Origin of the sequence: Limosilactobacillus sp., assembly GCF_051873035.1 — a bacterium.
GTDB lineage: Bacteria > Bacillota > Bacilli > Lactobacillales > Lactobacillaceae > Limosilactobacillus.
Genome location: NZ_JBJEEL010000010.1, coordinates 1 through 20,967, shown reverse-complemented (window position 1 = coordinate 20,967; position 20,967 = coordinate 1). Strand labels below are relative to the sequence as shown.

Below are 20,967 nucleotides of genomic sequence, written 5' to 3'. Positions count from 1 at the left end.
TTCGTAAATATCATTGAAGAACACACTGCGATCTGGTATCCTTAAGGCAGTTCTGAAGGAGGTAGTGTGATGAGTAAAATCAGTGTTGTAATGGGCAGTAAGTCGGACTGGCCAACGGTTAAGGCGGCTTGCCAGATCCTTGACCAGTTTGGCGTTGACTATGATAAAAACGTTATCTCGGCGCACCGGATGCCTAAGGAAATGTTCGCCTTTGCCCAGGGAGCAGTTTCTAAGGGAACGAAGGTCATTATTGCTTGTGCCGGGGGTGCAGCCCACCTCCCAGGGATGATTGCGGCTAATACCCCCTTGCCGGTAATTGGGATTCCGGGCCAAACTAAGGCCTTGGGTGGTATGGACTCCCTCTTGTCAATTGTGCAGATGCCGGCGGGGATTCCGGTAGCAACCACGGCGATTGGCGTTGCCGGAGCTAAAAATGCGGCCCTGTTAGCATTACAGATCCTGGGGATCACTGACCAAACAATTCAACAGCAAATTGTTGACTACCGCCAGCAGATGCACGATGCAGCCATGGAAAGCGGTGCCCACCTTGACTAAGATGATTCAACAGGGACAAACAATTGGAATCATCGGTGGCGGGCAGCTAGGCCAGATGATGGCACTGGATGCTAAGCAAACCGGGATGAAGGTTATCATCTTGGATTCGACCCCGCACTGTCCCGCTGGCCAGGTGGCCGATGACCAGATCGTGGCAGAATACGCTGATGTCAAGGCGATTGAAGAACTAGCACGGCGTGCCGATGTCTTAACCTATGAATTTGAAAACGTGGACCTCAATGCCCTCCGTGACGTCGCCGATCAGGCTTACGTGCCGCAAGGGACCCACTTGTTGTACACGACGAAGAACCGTCTTCGCGAAAAGACCTTTCTACGGAATGCCGGCCTGAAGACGGCCCCGTTTTTGCCGGTACGAAATCAGGCTGACCTACAACAGGCGGTAACCAAACTGGGCTATCCCTGTGTCCTTAAAACCTGCGAGGGTGGCTATGATGGCCATGGCCAGGAAGTTTTACAAGGTGAAGCCGATTTAGCAAAGTGCACGGGGATTTTATCGACCAAGGATGCCATCCTGGAAGGGTGGGTACCGTTTCAGCTTGAATGTTCTGTGATGGTGGGCCGGAATGAAAACGGCGAGGTAACCGTCTTCCCGGTTGCGGAAAATATTCACCATAATGAGATTCTCCACATTAGCATTGTGCCGGCCCGAATTTCACCAGAGCTGCAAGCACGTGCGCAACAGATGGCAGTTAAAATTGCCCACGCAATTAACCTCCGCGGTATCCTGGGGGTTGAAATGTTTGTCGGCCACGACGGTACGATCTACATCAATGAGCTCGCTCCCCGTCCCCACAATTCGGGTCACTACTCCATTGAGGCCTGTGACTTCTCCCAGTTTGCCATCCATAACCGGGCGATTTGTAACTGGCCCCTGCCCAAGGTTAGCCTCTTACATCCCGTTGTAATGGTGAATGTCTTGGGCCAACACGTCCAGGGGGTGCGTGACCAGATCGCTAAAAAACCATACTGGCATTTTCATGACTACGGTAAGGCGGAAATTCGTCATAACCGCAAGATGGGGCATGTGACGATTTTAACTGACGATGTTGACCAGACGCTAAACGAAATTGCGGCCACCCATATTTGGGATAAGTAAGGACTTGGGCGAATCCCGGTCCTGTGCGATAATAGGTGCAGAATAAGTATAGAGAGGAACTTTTGACTGATGATTGATCGTTATACTAGTCCAGAAATGAAAAAGATCTGGAGCCTGGAGACCCAGTACCAGTGCTGGCTGGAAGTAGAAATTGCGGCGGATGAGGCCTGGAGTAAGCTCGGGCACATTCCGGCTGAAGATGTTGAAAAGATCAAGAAGAATGCTAAGTTTAGCGTAGAGGGGATTGCCGAGATTGAAGCGGTCACCCACCACGATGTCATTGCGTTTACCCGGGATGTTTCTAAGTCCCTGGGTCCCGAAAGAAAGTGGGTCCATTACGGGATGACCAGTACCGATGTTGTTGATACTGCCCAGGGCCTCCGCCTGAAGAAGGCCAACGATATTATCCGTAAGGACATCGACGACTTTATGGCGGTCCTAAAGGAAATGGCCGAGAAGTACAAGTACACCGTCTGCATGGGCCGGACCCACGGTGTACACGCGGAACCAACCACTTTCGGCTTGAAGGCGGCCCGTTGGTACTCAGAGATGAAGCGGAACAAGGAACGGTTTGAACATGCCGCCCGTGGTGTTGAGGCCGGTAAGATCTCTGGTGCGGTCGGGACCTTTGCGGAAATCGATCCCTTCGTTGAGGAATACGTCTGCAAGCGGCTCGGCCTCCGTGCCCAAGAAATCTCTACCCAGATCTTGCCACGGGACCTGCATGCCGAATACATCGCGACGATTGCCTTAATCGGCACGAGCCTGGAAGAAATGGCTACCGAAATCCGTTCCCTCCAACGGACCGAAATTCACGAAGTCGAAGAACACTTTGCTAAGGGCCAGAAGGGTTCGTCTGCCATGCCGCACAAACGGAACCCGATTGGCTCGGAAAACATTTGCGGCTGTGCCCGGGTTCTCCGTGGCAACATTGTAACGGCCTACGAAGATGTTCCTTTGTGGCACGAACGGGACATTTCCCACTCCAGTGCTGAACGGATGATTTTACCGGATTCAACTTCACTGATCGACTACATGTTGCGGCGCTTCGGTCGAATCCTGAAGAACCTGGATGTCTTCCCAGAAACGATGAAGAAGAATATGGACAAGACGCTGGGGTTGATCTACAGTGGCCGGGTTCTCTTGAAGTTAGTTAACAGCGGGATGAGCCGGGAAGCCGCTTATGACCTGATCCAGCCTTACACGGCTAAGTGTTGGGCCGACCAGGTACCATTCCGCCCATTACTGGAAGCTGATCCGACGATTCAAAAGCAACTGACTAAGGAAGACTTAGACGATGCCTTTGACTACCACTGGCACCTTCGCCACGTCGATGATATTTACAAGCGGGTTGGCTTAGACTAAAAAATAACAGCTCCTGGCGTTTATTTTGATCGTCAGGAGCTGTTTCAGGTAATTCAACATGCAATTTAATCGTCACTTTTATAAAACTAATAGCTTTCTGTTTGGCCTGGCCCTGGTATTGATGCCCCTAGTTGACCTGGCAACTGATCAGGACCCACTAGGGCGGTGGCTAGACTTTGGTTGCCAGGCGTTCGGGCTCATCTTCCTGGTTGCTTGTCTAATTAAGCGCCGGCCTTAATAGTGGGGTAGTTCTTACCAAAGACCTTGAGCTCCCGGTATTCGCCGTCAACTTTAGAAATGGCCGGCAGGTGGCCCCATTTTTCATAACCACAACTAGCAAAGAGGCCCTGACTTGGGCGGTTGTATTCGTAGATGTAGGCAACTACTGTCTTAAAGTGCAGGTGGGCCTTGATCTGCTGGTCGGCATAATTTAATAGGGCTCGTCCAAGACCATGCCGGTGGGACTGCCGACGAATATAGATAGCGATTTCTGCCGAGTCACGGTAGGCGGGGTGGGCGTAAAAGTGTTCTAATGCACACCAGCCGCTGACGTGGCCCTGGACACAAATTACCCAAAGCGGGTGCCGGGCATCAAACTGGTCAAACCAACCTTGCCGGGCAGCGACGGTGACGGGCTGGCTTTCGTCGGTGGCAATTCCGGCCAGGACCGCCTCGTTATAGATATCAATGATTGTCTGACGGTCACTTGGCTGGGCCCGACGAATTTGGATCTTATTATGTTCAATCACAAGGGATTCCTCCTTGATACGTTTTAATTTACTAGTATTGTAGCGCTAATTATGCGGTTAACCTAAGAATTTTAGCTTCTCATATTCTGCCTTAGAATATGAGAAGCTTTTTTTACGGATAATTAACTGATTTCGAGTCCTATTTAAAGTCTCCTTTCGCCAAAACACGAACTATCTCGCCGAACAAAATACATAAAGTTAGCGTATTATGTTGACACCATTATTGTGAAATAGTATATTGATTACGTAAAAGAGCGAATTAAATTCGCTTGTGTCTTGAAAATATTCGGTTTTTATCAGAAGGAGTCGGCGAAAAGATGGAAAAGTTATTGTATACCGGTAAGGCTAAGCAAATGTGGCAGACAACAGATCCCGAAGTATTGCGGGTCGTTTACATGGACCAGGCCACGGCCCTCAACGGGAAGGAAAAGGACCACTTTGCGGGAAAAGGGAAGGCCGCCAATGCTATTTCAACCCTGGTTTTCCAATATTTGATCCGTCATGGTATTCAAACCCACTTCATTAAGAAGCTGGCCGATAACGAAGAGCTGGTCAAAAAGTGCCGGATGGTTCCATTAGAATTCGTTACCAGGAATATCATCGCGGGCCACTTTGCGAGCCGCTATGGCCTAAAAGAAGGCACTGGCCTGACGACACCGGTAGAAGAAACCTTCTACAAGAGTGATCAGCTTGATGACCCCTTTATCAATGAATCAGCCGCAATCGCACTCGGTATTGCAACGCACTGGGAGCTAGAGCAAATGTGGGGGATTTGCCGCGAAGTTAACACCCTGTTGACCCACTTATTTGCCCAGGCCGGGATGCGGCTGGTGGACTTTAAGTTGGAATTTGGTCACCTCAGTGATGGCCGGATCGTCTTGGCCGATGAATTTTCGCCGGACAACTGCCGCCTATGGGACCTGAAAACTAACGCCCACCTGGATAAGGATGTTTACCGGCGGGACCTGGCCGATTTAACGACCACCTATGATGAAGTTTTGGATCGGTTACAAAAAGCAATTGCGGAGGAAGACTAATGACTAAAGTTCGGATTTTCGTTACCTACAAGCCGTCCGTATTTGATCCCCAGGGGGACACAATTAAAAAGACCATCCACACCTTGGGCCATGACGAGGTTAAAGATGTCCAGGTTGGGAAGTTCTTTGACATTACGGTAGCCGCGACCGGCGACCAAGTAGCCGCAACCGTGAAGGAAATTGCCGACCAATTGCTGGTTAACTTCAATATGGAAACTTATACCTACCAAGTAATGGAGGAAGACTAATGAAGATTGCGGTAATCGTTTTTCCTGGTTCTAATTGTGACATTGATATTTACGAAGCCCTCGCCACGGCTTGCCATGCCGATGTGGACTATGTTTCCCATAAGCAAGACCAGCTGGATGATTATGATGCGGTGATGTTACCGGGGGGCTTCTCGTATGGTGACTATTTGCGGGCGGGTGCCATTGCCCGTTTTGCACCGGTGATGGGTGCCGTAGTAAAGATGGCCAAGCAGGGAAAGCCCGTTTTCGGGACCTGCAATGGTTTTCAGATTTTAACCGAGGCCGGGTTGTTACCAGGGGGCTTGAAGCGTAATGATAGTCAGCAGTTTATTTGCAAGACGGTACCGCTGGAAGTCGTCAATAACCAAACCCTATTTACCAAACAATACCAGGCCCATGAACGGATTGCCCTACCAATTGCCCATGCTGACGGTAGTTACTATGCTGACCAGGCGACACTAGACGATTTGGCGGCCCACCGCCAAGTAGTTTTCCGTTATGCCGAGGAAAATCCCAACGGTAGCCTCCGTAACATTGCGGGGATTACTAACCGCCGGGGAAACGTTCTGGGAATGATGCCCCACCCCGAGCGGGCAGTCGAAGCCATCCTAGGAAATACTGATGGACTACGGTTATTTAAGTCGCTGTTGGAAAACGGTCGTGCACGAGTGGAGGAATAGATAATGAAGCAAGCGATGACACCGGAAGAAATTAAGGAGAAGAAACCCTACCTGGACTGGAGCCTAAGTGAGGATGAGTATAACTACATTAGTGAAAAACTCCTGGGACGGTTACCTAACTATACCGAAACCGGCCTGTTCTCGGCCATGTGGAGCGAGCACTGTTCCTATAAGAAGTCAAAGCCAGTCCTGCGGCTTTTTCCCAACAAGAGTAGACGTGTCCTGCAGGGACCTGGTGAGGGTGCTGGGGTCGTCGACATTGACGATGGACAGGCGGTCGTTTTCAAGGCGGAAAGCCACAACCACCCAACGACGGTCGAACCTTACCAGGGAGCAGCAACCGGGGTCGGTGGAATTCTCCGGGACATCTTTAGCATGGGTGCCCGTCCGGTGGCCTCGCTCGACTCACTCCACTTTGGCGAATTAGATAACGATCAGACCCGGATGAAAGTTACGGGGACCGTTCGGGGGATCGGTGACTACGGTAACTGTATGGGGATTCCGACGGTGGCTGGCGAAACCACTTTTGATCCCTGCTACCAGGGTAACGTCTTGTGCAATGCCATGAGTGTTGGCCTGATGGACCAAAAGGACATTCAAAAGGGGAAGGCCGCCGGGGTTGGCAACGCGGTGATGTACGTCGGTGCCAAGACCGGGCGTGATGGTATTCACGGGGCCACCTTTGCTTCGGCTGACTTTAGTGATGAGCACGCCACCCAACGGTCAGCTGTCCAGGTGGGTGATCCCTTCATGGAAAAACTACTTTTGGAAGCCTGCCTAGAAGTCATTACCAAACATCCCGACTGGCTAGTTGGGATTCAAGACATGGGGGCCGCTGGGATTGTGTCCTCCAGTGCCGAAATGGCCGCGGAAGGAAAGAGCGGGATGAACCTCAACTTAGACCTGGTACCCCAGCGGGAAGCCAATATGTCGGCTTATGAAATTATGCTGAGCGAATCACAGGAACGGATGCTCCTGTGTGTCAACAAGGGTCACGAAGAAGATGTTCGACAGATTTTCGATAACTACGACCTAGAAGCCGTTACGATCGGGCGGATTACTGACGGTCACCAGTACGTTTTACACCACGATGGTCAGGTTGTCTGTGACATTCCGGTAGCCAGCCTAACCGATGACGTGCTGGAAGAGGCCAGTGCCGAAAAGAAACCGGCCCGGATTTCGGCTGCTGAATCGGCACCCGCCTGGCAACCCGCTATTAAGGATCCGGCAGCTATTTTACGGCGCCTGCTTCAACAGAGCACCGTTGCGGATAAGAGTAGTCTTTACCAGCAGTATGACTCGCAGGTTCGGACTAACACGGTTGTCGGTCCCGGTAGCGACGCGGGAGTGATTCGGGTTCGCGGAACACACAAGGCCCTTGCGATGACTACTGATGGTAATGGTCGCTTTGTTTACCTCAGCCCTAAGGTTGGGGGCCAAATTGCCTTGGTTGAGGCAGCCGCTAACGTAATTGCCGCCGGTGCCGAACCGCTAGCGATTACGGACTGCCTGAACTATGGGGACCCGAATGATCCCGAGATTTTCTGGGAACTCCACCAGTCCGTTGCGGGGATGGCCGCTGCCTGCCGGGTCTTTGATACCCCGGTTATTTCGGGCAATGTTTCCCTGTACAACGAAAACAACGGGCAGGCGATCCACCCAACGCCAATGGTGGGGATGGTTGGTCTGGTTAAAAACGTTGACCGCGTGATCCCGATGACGGTCCAACACCCCGGTGACCGGGTTTACCTGGTGGGACGGACCGGCGCTGACTATGCGGGGTCTGAATTGCAAAAGATGCTGACGGGGGAGATCGGTGGTACCCTGAATGAATTTGACCTTGACCAGGTCCACCGCCAGTTGACCAGCGTGCTGGCCGAGATGCAGGCCGGCCATGTCGCAAGTGCCCATGACCTGAGTGAAGGTGGCCTCGGGGTGGCCTTGAGTGAGGCCCTCTTTAAGACGGACTACGGCTTCGACCTCGACTTACGACAAGTAACGGCCAACCAGCTCTTTAGCGAGACGCCGGGCCGGTTGCTCGTTACCGTTCCAGCTAACTTTGCGGCCGCCTTTGAAAAGAAGGTCGGTACGGCGGCCCAATTAATTGGGGCCGTCACTAATACCCACTGGTTAGAAGCCCACTTAGCCGATGCCGAGCTGAATGAGAATGTTACGGAATTACAGAAAATCTGGGAGGAGGCTTTGCCGTGCCAGCTGAAATCAAAGGACTAAATGAAGAATGTGGTGTCTTTGGCGTCTTTGGCGCGCCTGATGCCAGCCAGCTGACCTACTACGGCCTGCATACCCTCCAACACCGGGGACAAGAAGGAGCCGGAATTGTCTCTACTGATGGTCAACAGCTTTACCAGCACCGGGACCGGGGGTTACTAGCAAAGGTCTTTGCCGACCCGGCCGAATTAAAACGGTTGGTTGGCGATTCGGCGATTGGTCATGTTCGTTACGGAACTAGTGGCCATAACTCGATTGTGAATGTCCAGCCTTTTTTGTTCCACTTCCACGATGGTGATATTGCCCTGGCCCATAACGGCAACTTGACTAACGCAGTCACCCTCCGTCGTCAACTTGAAGACGAGGGGGCCGTCTTTCAGTCTGATTCTGATACGGAAATTTTGATCCATTTGATTCGCAAGCACATTAAAAAGGGCCTAATACCAGCACTGAAGGAAAGCCTCAACCAGGTCCACGGGGGCTTTGCCTACCTGCTTTTGCAAAAGGACCGCCTGATTGCGGCCCTCGACCCGAATGGTATTCGCCCACTGTGTATTGGCCAGTTGGCCAACGGGGCCTACGTGGTCGCTAGCGAAACTTGCGCCCTGGATATCGTTAATGCCAGCTTTGTGCGGGACGTTCAGCCAGGGGAGTTGATCATCATTGACCGTGATGGCCTACACATCGACCACTACACCACCAAGACCCAACTGGCCATTTGCTCAATGGAATATATCTACTTTGCCCGGCCGGATTCGATTATCCATGGGGTAACCGTTCATAATGCCCGTAAGGCGATGGGACGGCAACTGGCCCGGGAACACCCGGTGGATGCCGATATGGTGATTGGGGTGCCGAACTCTTCACTGTCGGCCGCCTCGGGGTATGCTGAGGAGATTGGCCTACCGTATGAAATGGGGTTAATCAAGAGCCAGTACGTGGCCCGGACCTTTATTCAGCCAACCCAGGCACTACGCGAGCGGGGGGTACACCTGAAGCTCTCGGCCGTTCGCGGTGTGGTCAGTGGTAAACGGGTGGCGGTGGTCGATGACTCGATTGTGCGGGGGACCACCTCTAAGCAGATTATCAAAATGCTCCGGGCCGCCGGTGCTCGTGAGGTCCACATGCTGATTGCCTCACCGCCATTCAAGTTTCCCTGCTTCTACGGGATTGATATTTCTACCCGGTCCGAGTTGTTTGCGGCCCACTACTCGGTTGACGAGATGCGCCGCCGGATTGGGGCCGACAGCCTGAATTTCCTAAGCATCAAGGGCCTGATCAATTCGATTAATGTCCCGGATGCTGGGAATGCGCCCTATGGCGGGTTGACGGTCGCCTACTTTAATGGTGATTATCCGACACCACTGTATGACTACGAGGCCGGTTACTTAAAATCATTGAACGAGCAAGAACAGCGTGAGCGAAAGGAGCGTGCTAGTCGATGAACCGTTATCAAGCAGCCGGGGTCGATGTTAATGCCGGTTATGAACTGGTTGACCGCATTAAAAAGGCCGTGGCCTCAACTAACCGTCCCGGAGTGGTGGGCGGTATTGGCAGCTTTGGTGGCCTGTTTGACCTGGGGATGTTACACGTGAAACATCCGATCCTTGTTTCAGGAACCGATGGGGTCGGAACCAAACTATTAATTGCCCAAAAGATGGCCAAACATGACACCATTGGAATTGACGTGGTCGCAATGTGTGTCAACGATGTGTTGGCGCAGGGGGCCGAACCACTCTTCTTTCTCGATTACATTGCAGCTGGTCATAACGAGCCAGCTAAGATGGCAGCGATTGTCAGTGGGGTTGCTAAAGGATGCCAGCAGGCAGGAGCAGCCTTGATTGGTGGTGAAACGGCGGAGATGCCAGATATGTATGCCAAAGAGGAGTATGACTTGGCGGGAACCGTGACCGGCGTGGTTGATAAGGCGGCCTTGTTAACCGCCGACCGACCAGCAGCAGGGGATATCTTGTTAGGGTTACCATCCAGTGGTCTGCATTCAAACGGCTTTTCCTTGGTTCGGCAAATCTTATTTAAGGACCACGATGTTCAACTCAGTGATCGACCAGCGGAACTTGCGGGAGCAACCGTGGGTGCGGCCATCCTCGAACCGACGAAAATTTATGTTCGTCCGGTCCTACCATTACTTCGGCAGGGTCTGGTCCACGGGATTAGCCACATTACGGGTGGTGGCCTGATTGAAAATGTTCCACGGATGTTTGCGGATAACTTGCAGGCGGTAATTGATGGGCAAAGCTGGCCCCAGCTGCCCGTCTTTAACTACCTCCGCCAACTTGGTGACCTCCCGCTAGCCGATTGTTGGTCGACCTTTAATATGGGGATCGGCTTCGTGTTAGCAGTTGCGCCAGATCGATTAGCAACTGTTGAAAAGGTATTGCAAGATCAGCAGCAGCCGTACTACCGGATTGGGGCCCTCCAACCACGGCCAGCGGGTGCAGAAAAGATCGAGATTAAGTGAGGCAATGAGATGAAAGTAGCAATTTTGGCATCTGGTAACGGGACTAACTTTGAAGAACTTGCCCGGCATTTCCAGGCCGGTGACCTTCCGGGGGAACTGGTATTACTCTTTTGTAACCACCCGGACGCCCCGGTGATGGCCCGCGCCAAACGACTGGGGGTTCCGGCAGTTAGCTTTACGGTGAAGTCTTGCGGGAGCAAAGAAGAATATGAGAAGAAACTACTGGCGGTGTTGAAAGAGTACCGGGTTGACTTCATTGCCCTGGCGGGGTACCTACGGGTAGTTGGACCGACCATTTTAACTGAATATGACCACCGTATCGTAAACCTGCATCCGGCGTGGCTGCCGGAGTATCCGGGGTTACATTCTATTGAGCGGGCCTTTAATGACCACCGTCCCCGGACAGGGGTAACGGTCCACTATATTGACGCGGCCCTGGATGCCGGTCCAATAATTGCCCAGTGCCACGTCCCAATTCGAAAAGATGACACCCTGACAAGTTTGGAGAAACGGGTTCATGCCACTGAACACCAGCTGTACCCATTAGCATTACGTGAAGCACTATTAGCGGCAACAGAAAAGGAGTTTTAATAATGAAACGAGCATTGGTAAGCGTATCGGACAAGACGAACCTAGTCCCCTTTGTCCAAGGATTAGTTGATAACGGCTACGAAATTGTTTCTACTGGCGGAACCAAGCGGGTCTTAGATGAAGCAGGAGTTAAGACGATTAGCATTGAAGACGTGACCCACTTCCCTGAAATCCTTGATGGCCGGGTTAAGACACTAAATCCCTACGTCCATGGTGGCCTGTTAGCCCGGCGAGAGCTACCTGAACACATGGCAACGCTGAAGAAACTTAACATTACGCCAATCGACTTGGTCTGTGTCAACCTCTACCCGTTTAAGCAGACGATCGAACAGGCGGACGTTAAGCTAGCCGATGCGATTGAAAATATTGATATTGGTGGCCCATCAATGGTCCGGTCCGCCGCTAAAAACTACCGAGACGTCACGATTGTGGTTGACCAGGCTGACTATGACCGGGTTCTTGCCGAAATTAAGAACCAGGGAACGACGACGCTAGCGACCCGGGCGCAACTGGCTGCCAAGGCCTTCCGGCACACGGCTGCTTACGATGCCCTAATCGCCCAATACCTGACCAAGCAAAATGGCCTGGAAGATCCGGAAAAGTTAACTTTGACTTGGGACCTCAAGGAAACGATGCGCTACGGGGAAAACAGTCACCAGAAGGCCTGGTTGTACGAAGACGCCTTGCCAAAGTCATACTCGGTACTGGCCGCTAAGCAGCTGCACGGCAAGAAACTTTCCTACAATAATATTAAGGATGCGGATGAGGCCCTGCGGTGTATCCGTGAGTTTGACGAACCAACGGTTGTTGCCATGAAGCACATGAACCCGTGTGGGATCGGCCGCGGTGCCAACCTTGAACAGGCCTGGGACCGGGCCTACGAAGCGGATCCGGTTTCAATTTTCGGGGGTGTCATTGCCCTTAACCGGCAAGTTGACCTGGCTACGGCGGAAAAGATGCACAAGATCTTCTTGGAAATCGTCATTGCCCCCGGGTTCGATGATGATGCCTACGCGGTTTTAGCCAAGAAGAAGAACATCCGCTTACTGACCGTTGACTTTAGTAAGAAGGATGAAGAACCGCGTCACGAGGTTGTTTCGGTTATGGGCGGTCTCTTGATGCAGGAACAAGATGTCCTAACTGAGGACTACCATGACTGGAAGTGTGTCACCAAGGCCCAGCCAAGTGAAGACCAGCTCAAGGCCCTGATGTTTGCCTGGAAGGCGGTTAAGCACGCCAAGTCTAATGCCATTGTGGTCGCCAATGGTGACCGGACCCTCGGGGTAGGCGAAGGTCAGCCGAACCGAATTGACTCACTAAAAATTGCCGTTAAGCACGCCGGTGACGATATCGATGACCGCACCGTGATGGCCAGTGATGCCTTCTTCCCGTTTGGTGATTGCGTTGAATATGCCGGTCAGCACGGGATTAAGGCCGTGGTTCAACCAGGTGGCTCGATCCGGGACCAGGAATCGATCGACATGGCTAATAAGTATGGAATTGCCATGGTAACAACTGGCGTCCGGCATTTCCGGCACTAATTAGTAGGAGGGTTAGCATGTCAGAACAGGTTAATCTATTAGTTGTTGGTGAAGGTGGTCGGGAGTTTGCGATTGCTAAAAAATTACAGGCCAGTCCCCACGTTAAGCAAGTTTATTGTGCACCGGGAAATGTTGGGATGTCGACGGTGGGCGTCCAGCCGGTTGATATTGCGGAAACTGATTTTGCCGGCCTCATTAAATTCGCTAAGGAACATGACGTAGCCTGGACCTTTGTGGGCCCGGAAGATTGTCTGGTTGATGGAATCGTGGATGACTTTCAGGCAGCGGGTTTAAAGGCGTTTGGCCCGCGTGCCCGGGCGGCCCAGCTCGAAGGCTCCAAAGACTATGCCCTTAACTTCATGAATAATTACGGGGTACCAACCGCCCGCCACGCTTCGTACCGTGATCAAACGGCTGCGTTAGCCGGGGTTGACCAGTTTAGCTTCCCACTTGTGATTAAGGAAAATGGCCTAGCCGGCGGCAAAGGGGTTGTAATTGCGCCAGACCGAGAAACCGCCATTAGGACGATCAAGGAAATGTTTGCTAGCGGGCAGGCCCGGTTGGTACTGGAGGAATGCCTGACGGGGCAGGAATACTCCATGTTTGTCCTATTGAGCAATGGTCACTACCGGATTTTACCAATGGCCCAAGACCATAAGCGGGCCTATGATGGTGACCGGGGACCCAATACCGGGGGGATGGGTGCTTACAGCCCGTTACCCCAACTATCGGCGGCCGCGCGCCAGCAAATCATTGATGAGGTCGTCGAACCAACTGTTAATGGCCTGGTGGCTGGTGAGTACCACTACCACGGTATCCTTTACATCGGCCTCATTATGACCGCGGCGGGTCCGAAGGTAATTGAGTATAACGTTCGGCTTGGTGATCCAGAAACCCAGGTGATTCTACCCCGACTAGCGACCGACTTGTTCGAACTGGTTGACCGGGCACTTAATGACCAGCCCCTGCCAGAAGTAAAGACCAGCTCACAGGCTAGTTTTGGTGTCGTGCTCGCTTCCAAGGGCTATCCGCAAAAGCCGGTTCACGGTCAAACCCTAGGCCGTTTCCCCCAAGTTGCCGGAATTAGTATTGACTATGCTAACGTTGCTGGTGACCAGGACCAGCTCGTCGGGAACGGGGGCCGGTTATTAATGGTGGAAACCTTAGCCGATTCACTTCAAACGGCCCACGACCGGGTCTATGCTTACCTGGCTAGTTTGAACGAACCGGAGTGCTTTTACCGCCACGACATTGGTGCCAAGGCGGGGCTGACGACCGAAAATTAGTCCCTACTATTGGATTTTTAAGCCGGTTGGATTAAAATGGTAGGGTATGCTATATAATATAGTGATTTTAAGAAGAAAGAGGTCAATTTGAACATGGCTAAATTAGTACTTATCCGTCACGGTCAAAGTGAATGGAACCTGTCCAATCAATTCACCGGTTGGGTTGATGTTGATTTAAGTGAAAAGGGTGTTGAACAAGCTAAGAACGCTGGTAAGGCCCTTAAGGAACACGGCATTGAATTTGACTACGCCTACACTTCTGTTTTGAAGCGGGCTATCAAGACTTTGCACTACGCACTTGAAGAATGTGACCAATTGTGGATTCCTGAATACAAGACTTGGCGTTTGAACGAACGTCACTACGGTGCTCTTCAAGGCCACAACAAGAAGAAGGCCGCTGAAAAGTACGGTGACGAACAAGTTCACATTTGGCGTCGTTCATACGATGTTTTGCCGCCACTGCTGAGTGCTGACGACGAAGGTTCTGCTGCTAACGACCGTCGTTACGCTAACCTGGACCCACGGGCTATTCCTGGTGGTGAAAACTTAAAGGTTACGCTGGAACGGGTTATCCCATTGTGGCAAGACCAAATTGCACCAAAGCTGTTGGATGGCAAGAACGTTATCATTGCTGCCCACGGTAACTCACTGCGTGCATTGAGCAAGTACATCGAAAACATTTCTGACGAAGACATCATGAACCTGGAAATGGCAACCGGCCAACCAGTTGTTTACGACTTCGATGACAAGCTCAACGTATTGAGCAAGGAAAAGTACTAAAATATAAGTGCTACACATTGAGTTAAATTAAATAGGCTTCAAGTATTCGGGTGATCTGAACACTTGAAGCCTATTTGCGCTTGTGGGGGTTCTGCGGGCCGTATGCTCTTTTGAATTAATGAAAAAAGTGCGAAGATCTGCCCAAAGAATTGAGCTCTGCACAGGTTGTGGTATGATGGAAAACAAATTGAGTTAAAAAGGTGGATTGTTTTTTATATGAAGAAACAGCATAGTTTATCCTTGAGTGACTTCGTGAAGGATCTCAAGGCCCTGGTGAAGCCACACTACCTTTCAGCGATGTGGCCGATCGGTGGGGTTACCATTATTTACTTTGCCCTTGTTTGCATTATTAGTCTTTTTGCAACCAACGTTCTGCAGTCAATGATGATGAGTGTCATGATGATCATGTACGGGATGGCCTCACCATTAGCACTGTTGATGGGACTTTTGGAAGTACTCGTGGGAATTGCCCTGATTGCCACGCTGTCCTTCTTCTATAACTTTTACGTGGTGGCAGCCCAATATGCCTACCAAGACTACTTGGCTAATCCGGACCAACCGGTAAGTGCTGGTTCAATCTGGATGTACTTTAAGCACCTACGGAAGAACCAACTGTGGCGGATTGCCCTTTACATTGGTCTGTTTATCTTCTTGTGGAGCCTGTCGTTAACCATCGTTGCAGATGTGGTCGGCGGCTTAACACACAACGCCATGTGGCTTTGCGGTATTCAACTGGTAAATGAGATCGTTGTAATTTGGAAGAGTATTGAATTCTCCCAATCTTACTTCCTGTACCGGGAAAAGCAACCACAGTTTCTTGGTCAATCGATGCGGCACGCCCTAACTGCTAGTCGGCGCTTCATGGGTGGTCGCAAGTTGAACTACTTCTTGGTAACCTTGTTGGTTATCATCTTACCGATGGTCGTTTGGGCCGCAATCTTTGGTGGCTTGGCCTTTTACGGTAATTACACCGCTACTTACGTTCTGATGTACATCGGCCTGCTGATCGCCGTTATCGGTCTGATTTGCTACCTACCCGTAGTCTTTGCAACCGGGGCTCTTTTCTATGTTAAGAGTAAAGCGGATGATGACATTGAAGATGACTTCAAGGATGTCTTCAAGCCGGTCGCAAAATTAACCGGTGAGGCCTTTGTGCACGAAGTTTACGTACCTAAGAAGGCCAAGGAACAACCTTCCCCAACGGTTAAACCGGACGATGAAAAGAAGCCGGAAGCTAAGAAGGAAGACTAATCCTAATTAAGTAGCAATATTTTTAGCTCCTAGTGTTCAAAGTTAGAATACTAGGAGCTTTTTTGGTTGTTGCATCATGACACTAATTCCCAGGAATGACTATTGAATCGACAGTAGTTGACTTTTTATAATGGATAGTGAATTTCTAATAGAAAGTTGGATTGGATGAGTAACAAACGTTTGAGAAACACGGGTTACATTGCAGGTGCTTTTATCAGTGCAGTGACAATCCTGTGTTACTTTTGTACGGCCGGACAATTACTGACACATTTAACCGGCCATTCATCACTACTATTTGCGGGCTGGTGGCTCGTTAAGTTAGCGGTTGGTGCCCTAGTGGTGCTAGTACCGATTCTGATTGGGTGCGGACAACGCCATACCCAGTCGCGGTGGGGGGCCACGGTAGTTCTCTGGCTGATTGGGGCACTGGGCTTCCTGTGGGCCAAGTACACGACCCAGCCGGTGGTCAATGCGGCCCAGTCGTCGCCAGAACTTTATGCGGCGCAGGAAATATTCGTGACCTGGTTGTCTAGCACCTTTTTGTTTGCACTGGCGCAACCACTCCAGCGACTACTGCACCGCTGGTCGATTCGCCAACGGCGCCACTGGTTGATTGGAATTACGGTGGCGTATTTTTTGATACGTCTCTTTAATGGGAATGACCTGTTAGGCTTCCACCGGGGGACCAGTGCGATCTGGTTTATCTACCTCTTTGCCGTCGGGGACTGGTTAGTTAATGACCGTGCCTGGTTGGCACGCTGGGCCCGGTGGCGCTACCTGCTCATTACCATTGGAGCATTCCTGTTGTCAGGAATTGTAACCTGGCTTAATATGAGCCACGTAATTTACAGCCCCCACAAGGGATTAACGCCCGATACCCACTACCTATTAGCGATCAACCCCTTCCAGCCACTGGTAGTAATTACCTGTATCCTAGCAGTGGCCTGGTTGGTGCGGTCGACAACGGTTCGCTGGGCTAACGACCAAAATGCTAGCCAGTTGGTTATCCTCTTGGGACTGCTGGGGACTGCACGGGCAATCACACCAATGGTGCGGCCCACCGTCAACTGGTCACTGGCGGTAACGACGGCGGTTATCCTCTGGCTACTAACCCTGGCCCTGCCTTGGCTAGCGGTAAGGTTGGGGCGCCGGTGGCAGTTCCAATTTGATTGGCCGCAGCTACTCCACGGACTGCGTGAAGTGGCCCGTCGCTACTGGCCACTCTTGTTGACTTACGCCCTTCTCTGGCTAATTACTGTAGCGTCATTTGCCTACCTCTGGGCCAACGACCTGACGATGGTCCAGTGGGTTATTACGGAACGGGCCAAGATTGTAACGGTGAACGTCTTGATAATTCTGGCCCTGGTCCTCATCTTGATGGCCCTCACTAACCGCTGGTGGCTCAGTAGCGGAATCGGGATTATCTTCTACCTGGGCTGGCTCTGTGCATCCGTACTTAAGATTGCGGCCCGAAATGAGCCGATCTTACCGACGGATATTTCAGCGGTCGCGGCGCCGGGCGAGTTACTAGGGATGGTTAACCCAAGGGTAATTATCGTCACGGTAGCGGGGATTATCCTCGTTTTGGCCCTATTTGTCTGGCTAGAACACCGCTATGGTAAGGCCTGTCGTTTTAACATTGTCAGTCGGGTGATTGTAGCTTGCCTGGCGGTCGGCTTCTTAGCCTGCTTTACCCGGGCCAACCACAGTAATTCAGTTGTTTACAAACAGTTACAACGGATTGATGACACCCCCTACTTCTACTCACAAATCCGGGGTGCCCGGATGAACGGGACGCTCTTGCAGTTTGCTAATAACATCGACGTTCACGTCATGAACCGGCCGGCCGGATACTCGGCGGCTAGGATGCAGCAGATTGAACGTCGCTACAATCGGGTGGGGGAGCAGATTAACCGTCAGCGGACCCACCGAACCGTTGGGAAGCAGAACTTGGTCTTTGTACTGAGTGAGAGTTTTGCTGACCCCCGCCGGGTACCGGGGATGAAGATCAGCGGTGGCGACCCACTGCCGTTCCTTCACCAGTTTAAGAAGCAAACGACCAGCGGCCTGATGCTGAGTTCGGGCTATGGTGGTGGTACGGCTAATATGGAGTACCAGGCATTGACCGGGTTATCAATTGCCAACTTCTCACCGACCTTGCCGACACCGTACTCCCAGTTAGTTCCATACCAGAAGCGAACCTTTACCATTAATAACCTCTTCAATTACAGTATTGGGATCCACCCCTTCACGGCCAACCTTTACAGTCGGAAGACGGTCTATCGGAAGTTTGGCTTTAATAAGTTTTACCACTTCGATGGTGGGGACAAGATTACCTACACGAGTAAAATTCAGCATAATCCCCGGGTTAGCGATGATTCGACTTATAAGGAAATCGACTTAAACCTTCGTCGCCAGCCTCACGGTAAATTTGTCCAGGTTGCCACGATGCAAAACCATATGCCGTACCAGCCAAATTATTACCGTCGGCGGCAGTACCATGTCAGCGGTCGGGGCTTCAATAATCCTGACCAACAGGGCCAGATTGAGGCCTATATTCAGGGGGTTCACTATACTGATCAGGCCTTACGGGCATGGATCCAACGCCTGGATGCTAGCAAGCAACCGATCACCGTAGTCTGGTATGGGGACCACCTTCCCGGAATTTATCACGGTCTGCCGATGGGTAAGTACGGGGTACCGCTCCACGAAACGGATTACTTTATCTATAGTAATAAAGCCGCCCGGCGGATGAACCATGACCGCCTAGTTAAGCCGCACCAGTTAGTAAGCCCTAATGACTTTGCGGCTATGGCACTGGCTAAGATGGACGTTCAGGTTTCGCCATACTATGCGCTGCTAACTAGGGTGCAAACTGACCTGCCCGCCATCTCCTTGCCGACTAACGGAACTGCCAAGAATAACTCGGCCCACCAAGGGGGTACCGACTTTATTGACCAGCAGGGGCGCCATGTTAAGTTAAATAAGCACCAGCGCCGCCTTTTCCATGACTACCAGTTGGTCCAGTATGACCTAACGGCGGGTCACCATTACCTGCAAAATGACCATTTCTTAAAACGAGTCGCCCGCTAATAAGGGTTGACAGCAACGGTCAAAAGCCGGTACAATAGCGGCAATTATTAAAGGGCGCTGACGTAAAACAGTAGTGGCTAGCTGGACAGATAGAAAGTGGGCGGTTGTTGTAAGCCCACCAATGCTAGTTAACGAATTACACTTACCGAGCCCGTCTAAATGAACGGATCGTCCCGTTATCGACGAGAGTGGTAGCCTTAGGGCTGCAATTCAAGGTGGTAACGCGGTTAAATCGTCCCTGACTTCTTTTGAAGTTAGGGACTTTTTTTATCCGCTGTCTGAGATTTAGGAGGAATAGTAATGAACATTATTGACGATTTGGAGTGGCGGGGTGCGATTAACCAGGCCACTGACCTCAACGCACTAAAGAAGTTGACGGAAAACGATAAGATCGCACTGTACTGTGGGACTGACCCGACAGGCGATAGTCTTCATATCGGGCACTTGATCCCATTTATGATCCTGAAGAGATTCCAGTTGGCGGGCCACCACCCCGTTATTATCATCGGTGGGGGAACGGGTGCGATTGGGGACCCGTCCGGCCGGAAGAGTGAACGGAAGCTCCAGACGATGGACCAGGTTCGCCATAACGAAGAAGCCCTGACAGCCCAAATGAAGAAGCTTTTCGGGACCGAAAACTTCACGATTGTTAACAACTATGACTGGCTTTCCCAGATTAGCCTATTGGACTTCCTACGAGACTACGGTAAACTTTTCAACATTAATACGATGCTGAATAAGGAAGTAGTTGCCAGTCGTCTGGACGCCGGGATTTCCTTTACGGAATTCACTTACCAAATTCTCCAGTCGGTCGACTTCTTACACCTGTACCGGCATAATAATGTTCAACTGCAGATTGGTGGTTCCGACCAGTGGGGAAACATTACATCTGGAATTGACTTGATCCACAAGGTGGAAGGACCAGAAACTAAGGTATATGGTTTAACAATTCCGTTGATGCTGAAGGCGGATGGAACAAAGTTTGGTAAGACTGCCGGTGGGGCTGTTTGGCTGGATCCAAAGAAAACCTCACCATACGAGTTCTACCAGTTCTGGATTAACCAGGATGACCGGGACGTCGTTAAATACCTGAAGTACTTTACCTTCCTATCTAAGGAAGAAATCGACGACTTAGCAGAAAAGGTTAAGAAGGAACCTTGGAAGCGGGAAGCGCAACGGCGACTGGCCGAAGAGGTTACTAAATTTGTCCATGGTGAAAAGGCGGTTGAAGAAGCTGAACGGATTACCAAGGCCCTCTTCTCTGGGGATGTTGCCGAATTATCCGTCGATGAAATTGAACAAGGCTTCAAGAACATGCCATCCGTGGAGGTTGAAAATAAGAAGGAAAACATTGTTATCTGGTTAACGGATAACGGGATTGAGCCATCACGGCGGCAAGCACGCCAAGATGTTTCCAATGGTGCCATCCGGATTAACGGTGAAAAGGTCACTGATCTGGAAGCTGAAGTCGACCCAAGCACGCACTTTGACGGTAAGTTTGTAATCGTCCGGCGCGGTAAGAAGCATTACTTCTTGGCACGGGTAAAATAATTTTTTTGTGACAATTGTTAATAAGAAAGCGGTATTATGAAATCCATAATGCCGCTTTTTGTTTACAATTTGTTTAAAACACAAACGAAAGCCGGCGGTGGTGATGAGAAGTTCATGTTCTTGGCCGACAACCAAAAAAGTTGGCAAATCAATGCTTGACGATGATCGTAAATCCATGTATTATAGTCAACGTTGTCAAAGCGGCAATGTGTTTCTTGAAAAAAATTCTGAAATATGTTTGACATCGTTTTGATATCATGCTATATTATTAAGGCTGCTTGATTGAGCGCTGACAAATAATTAATTAAAATTAGTTGTTGACATTAATTAGCGGTTATGATAAAATAAATTTGTTAGCTGTCTGCTAACAAGGTAGACCTTTGAAAACTGAACAAAGTTTCGACGAATCAAATGT

At 50.9% G+C, this 20,967-nt stretch carries 18 protein-coding genes; 17 read left to right on the top strand and 1 reads right to left on the bottom strand.

Going from position 1 to position 20,967, the window contains the following annotated elements; all coding sequences use genetic code 11:
• The first annotated feature begins 69 nt into the window (after positions 1 to 69).
• From purE to ACI31H_RS00900, 4 genes are all read left to right on the top strand, one after another.
• Positions 70 to 555 carry a 5-(carboxyamino)imidazole ribonucleotide mutase gene (gene purE / locus ACI31H_RS00915; RefSeq protein WP_439770120.1) on the top strand — a complete coding sequence of 162 codons (486 nt, stop codon included), beginning with the start codon at positions 70 to 72 and terminating at the stop codon, positions 553 to 555.
• Complete coding sequence (purK, locus tag ACI31H_RS00910; protein WP_439770119.1) at positions 521 to 1,672, top strand: 5-(carboxyamino)imidazole ribonucleotide synthase; 1,152 nt, start codon at positions 521 to 523, stop codon at positions 1,670 to 1,672. The genes purE and purK overlap by 35 nt, the downstream gene beginning before the upstream one ends.
• A gap of 69 nt (positions 1,673 to 1,741) precedes the next feature.
• Entirely contained in the window at positions 1,742 to 3,037 is a 1,296-nt protein-coding gene (gene purB, locus ACI31H_RS00905; RefSeq protein ID WP_439770118.1) for an adenylosuccinate lyase, read from the top strand.
• Between the two features lie 58 nt (positions 3,038 to 3,095).
• Positions 3,096 to 3,275 carry a hypothetical protein gene (locus ACI31H_RS00900; protein WP_439770117.1) on the top strand — a complete coding sequence of 60 codons (180 nt, stop codon included), beginning with the start codon at positions 3,096 to 3,098 and terminating at the stop codon, positions 3,273 to 3,275.
• On the opposite strand, the gene ACI31H_RS00895 is transcribed toward ACI31H_RS00900, so the two are convergent.
• The gene (locus ACI31H_RS00895) at positions 3,259 to 3,786 is read right to left on the bottom strand and encodes a GNAT family N-acetyltransferase (RefSeq protein ID WP_439770116.1); all 528 of its coding nucleotides are present in this window, start codon (positions 3,784 to 3,786) and stop codon (positions 3,259 to 3,261) included. The two genes, ACI31H_RS00900 and ACI31H_RS00895, sit on opposite strands and share 17 nt — an antisense overlap.
• 317 nt (positions 3,787 to 4,103) lie before the next feature.
• Here ACI31H_RS00895 and purC point away from each other — a divergent pair, with 317 nt between their 5' ends.
• The 13 genes from purC to tyrS all read left to right on the top strand — a co-directional run bounded on the left by purC (position 4,104) and on the right by tyrS (position 20,552).
• Complete coding sequence (gene purC / locus ACI31H_RS00890; protein ID WP_439770115.1) at positions 4,104 to 4,823, top strand: phosphoribosylaminoimidazolesuccinocarboxamide synthase; 720 nt, start codon at positions 4,104 to 4,106, stop codon at positions 4,821 to 4,823.
• Entirely contained in the window at positions 4,823 to 5,071 is a 249-nt protein-coding gene (purS, locus tag ACI31H_RS00885) for a phosphoribosylformylglycinamidine synthase subunit PurS (RefSeq protein ID WP_439770114.1), read from the top strand. The genes purC and purS overlap by 1 nt, the downstream gene beginning before the upstream one ends.
• A complete protein-coding gene (gene purQ / locus ACI31H_RS00880) occupies positions 5,071 to 5,751 on the top strand; it encodes a phosphoribosylformylglycinamidine synthase subunit PurQ (protein WP_439770113.1) in 681 nt (226 codons plus the stop codon). Before purS ends, purQ begins: the two co-directional genes overlap by 1 nt.
• Before the next feature lie 3 nt (positions 5,752 to 5,754).
• Complete coding sequence (gene purL / locus ACI31H_RS00875; RefSeq protein ID WP_439770112.1) at positions 5,755 to 7,983, top strand: phosphoribosylformylglycinamidine synthase subunit PurL; 2,229 nt, start codon at positions 5,755 to 5,757, stop codon at positions 7,981 to 7,983.
• Complete coding sequence (gene purF, locus ACI31H_RS00870) at positions 7,959 to 9,425, top strand: amidophosphoribosyltransferase (protein ID WP_439770111.1); 1,467 nt, start codon at positions 7,959 to 7,961, stop codon at positions 9,423 to 9,425. Before purL ends, purF begins: the two co-directional genes overlap by 25 nt.
• On the top strand, positions 9,422 to 10,459 hold the full coding sequence (purM, locus tag ACI31H_RS00865; protein ID WP_439770110.1) for a phosphoribosylformylglycinamidine cyclo-ligase: 1,038 nt from the start codon (positions 9,422 to 9,424) through the stop codon (positions 10,457 to 10,459). Before purF ends, purM begins: the two co-directional genes overlap by 4 nt.
• Before the next feature lie 9 nt (positions 10,460 to 10,468).
• A complete protein-coding gene (purN, locus tag ACI31H_RS00860; protein WP_439770109.1) occupies positions 10,469 to 11,050 on the top strand; it encodes a phosphoribosylglycinamide formyltransferase in 582 nt (193 codons plus the stop codon).
• A 2-nt stretch (positions 11,051 to 11,052) separates the two neighbouring features.
• Positions 11,053 to 12,591 carry a bifunctional phosphoribosylaminoimidazolecarboxamide formyltransferase/IMP cyclohydrolase gene (gene purH, locus ACI31H_RS00855; protein ID WP_439770108.1) on the top strand — a complete coding sequence of 513 codons (1,539 nt, stop codon included), beginning with the start codon at positions 11,053 to 11,055 and terminating at the stop codon, positions 12,589 to 12,591.
• 17 nt (positions 12,592 to 12,608) lie between these two features.
• Positions 12,609 to 13,877, top strand: a complete 1,269-nt coding sequence (purD, locus tag ACI31H_RS00850; RefSeq protein ID WP_439770107.1) for a phosphoribosylamine--glycine ligase — start codon at positions 12,609 to 12,611, stop codon at positions 13,875 to 13,877.
• A gap of 93 nt (positions 13,878 to 13,970) precedes the next feature.
• Positions 13,971 to 14,657 (top strand): 2,3-diphosphoglycerate-dependent phosphoglycerate mutase, encoded by a 687-nt coding sequence (locus ACI31H_RS00845; RefSeq protein WP_289558916.1) that lies wholly within the window; start codon positions 13,971 to 13,973, stop codon positions 14,655 to 14,657.
• A 216-nt stretch (positions 14,658 to 14,873) separates the two neighbouring features.
• On the top strand, positions 14,874 to 15,908 hold the full coding sequence (locus tag ACI31H_RS00840; protein ID WP_439770106.1) for a hypothetical protein: 1,035 nt from the start codon (positions 14,874 to 14,876) through the stop codon (positions 15,906 to 15,908).
• 165 nt (positions 15,909 to 16,073) lie between these two features.
• A complete protein-coding gene (locus ACI31H_RS00835; protein ID WP_439770105.1) occupies positions 16,074 to 19,001 on the top strand; it encodes an LTA synthase family protein in 2,928 nt (975 codons plus the stop codon).
• Positions 19,002 to 19,301: 300 nt separating this feature from the next.
• Entirely contained in the window at positions 19,302 to 20,552 is a 1,251-nt protein-coding gene (tyrS, locus tag ACI31H_RS00830; RefSeq protein ID WP_439770104.1) for a tyrosine--tRNA ligase, read from the top strand.
• The last annotated feature ends 415 nt before the right edge of the window (positions 20,553 to 20,967 follow it).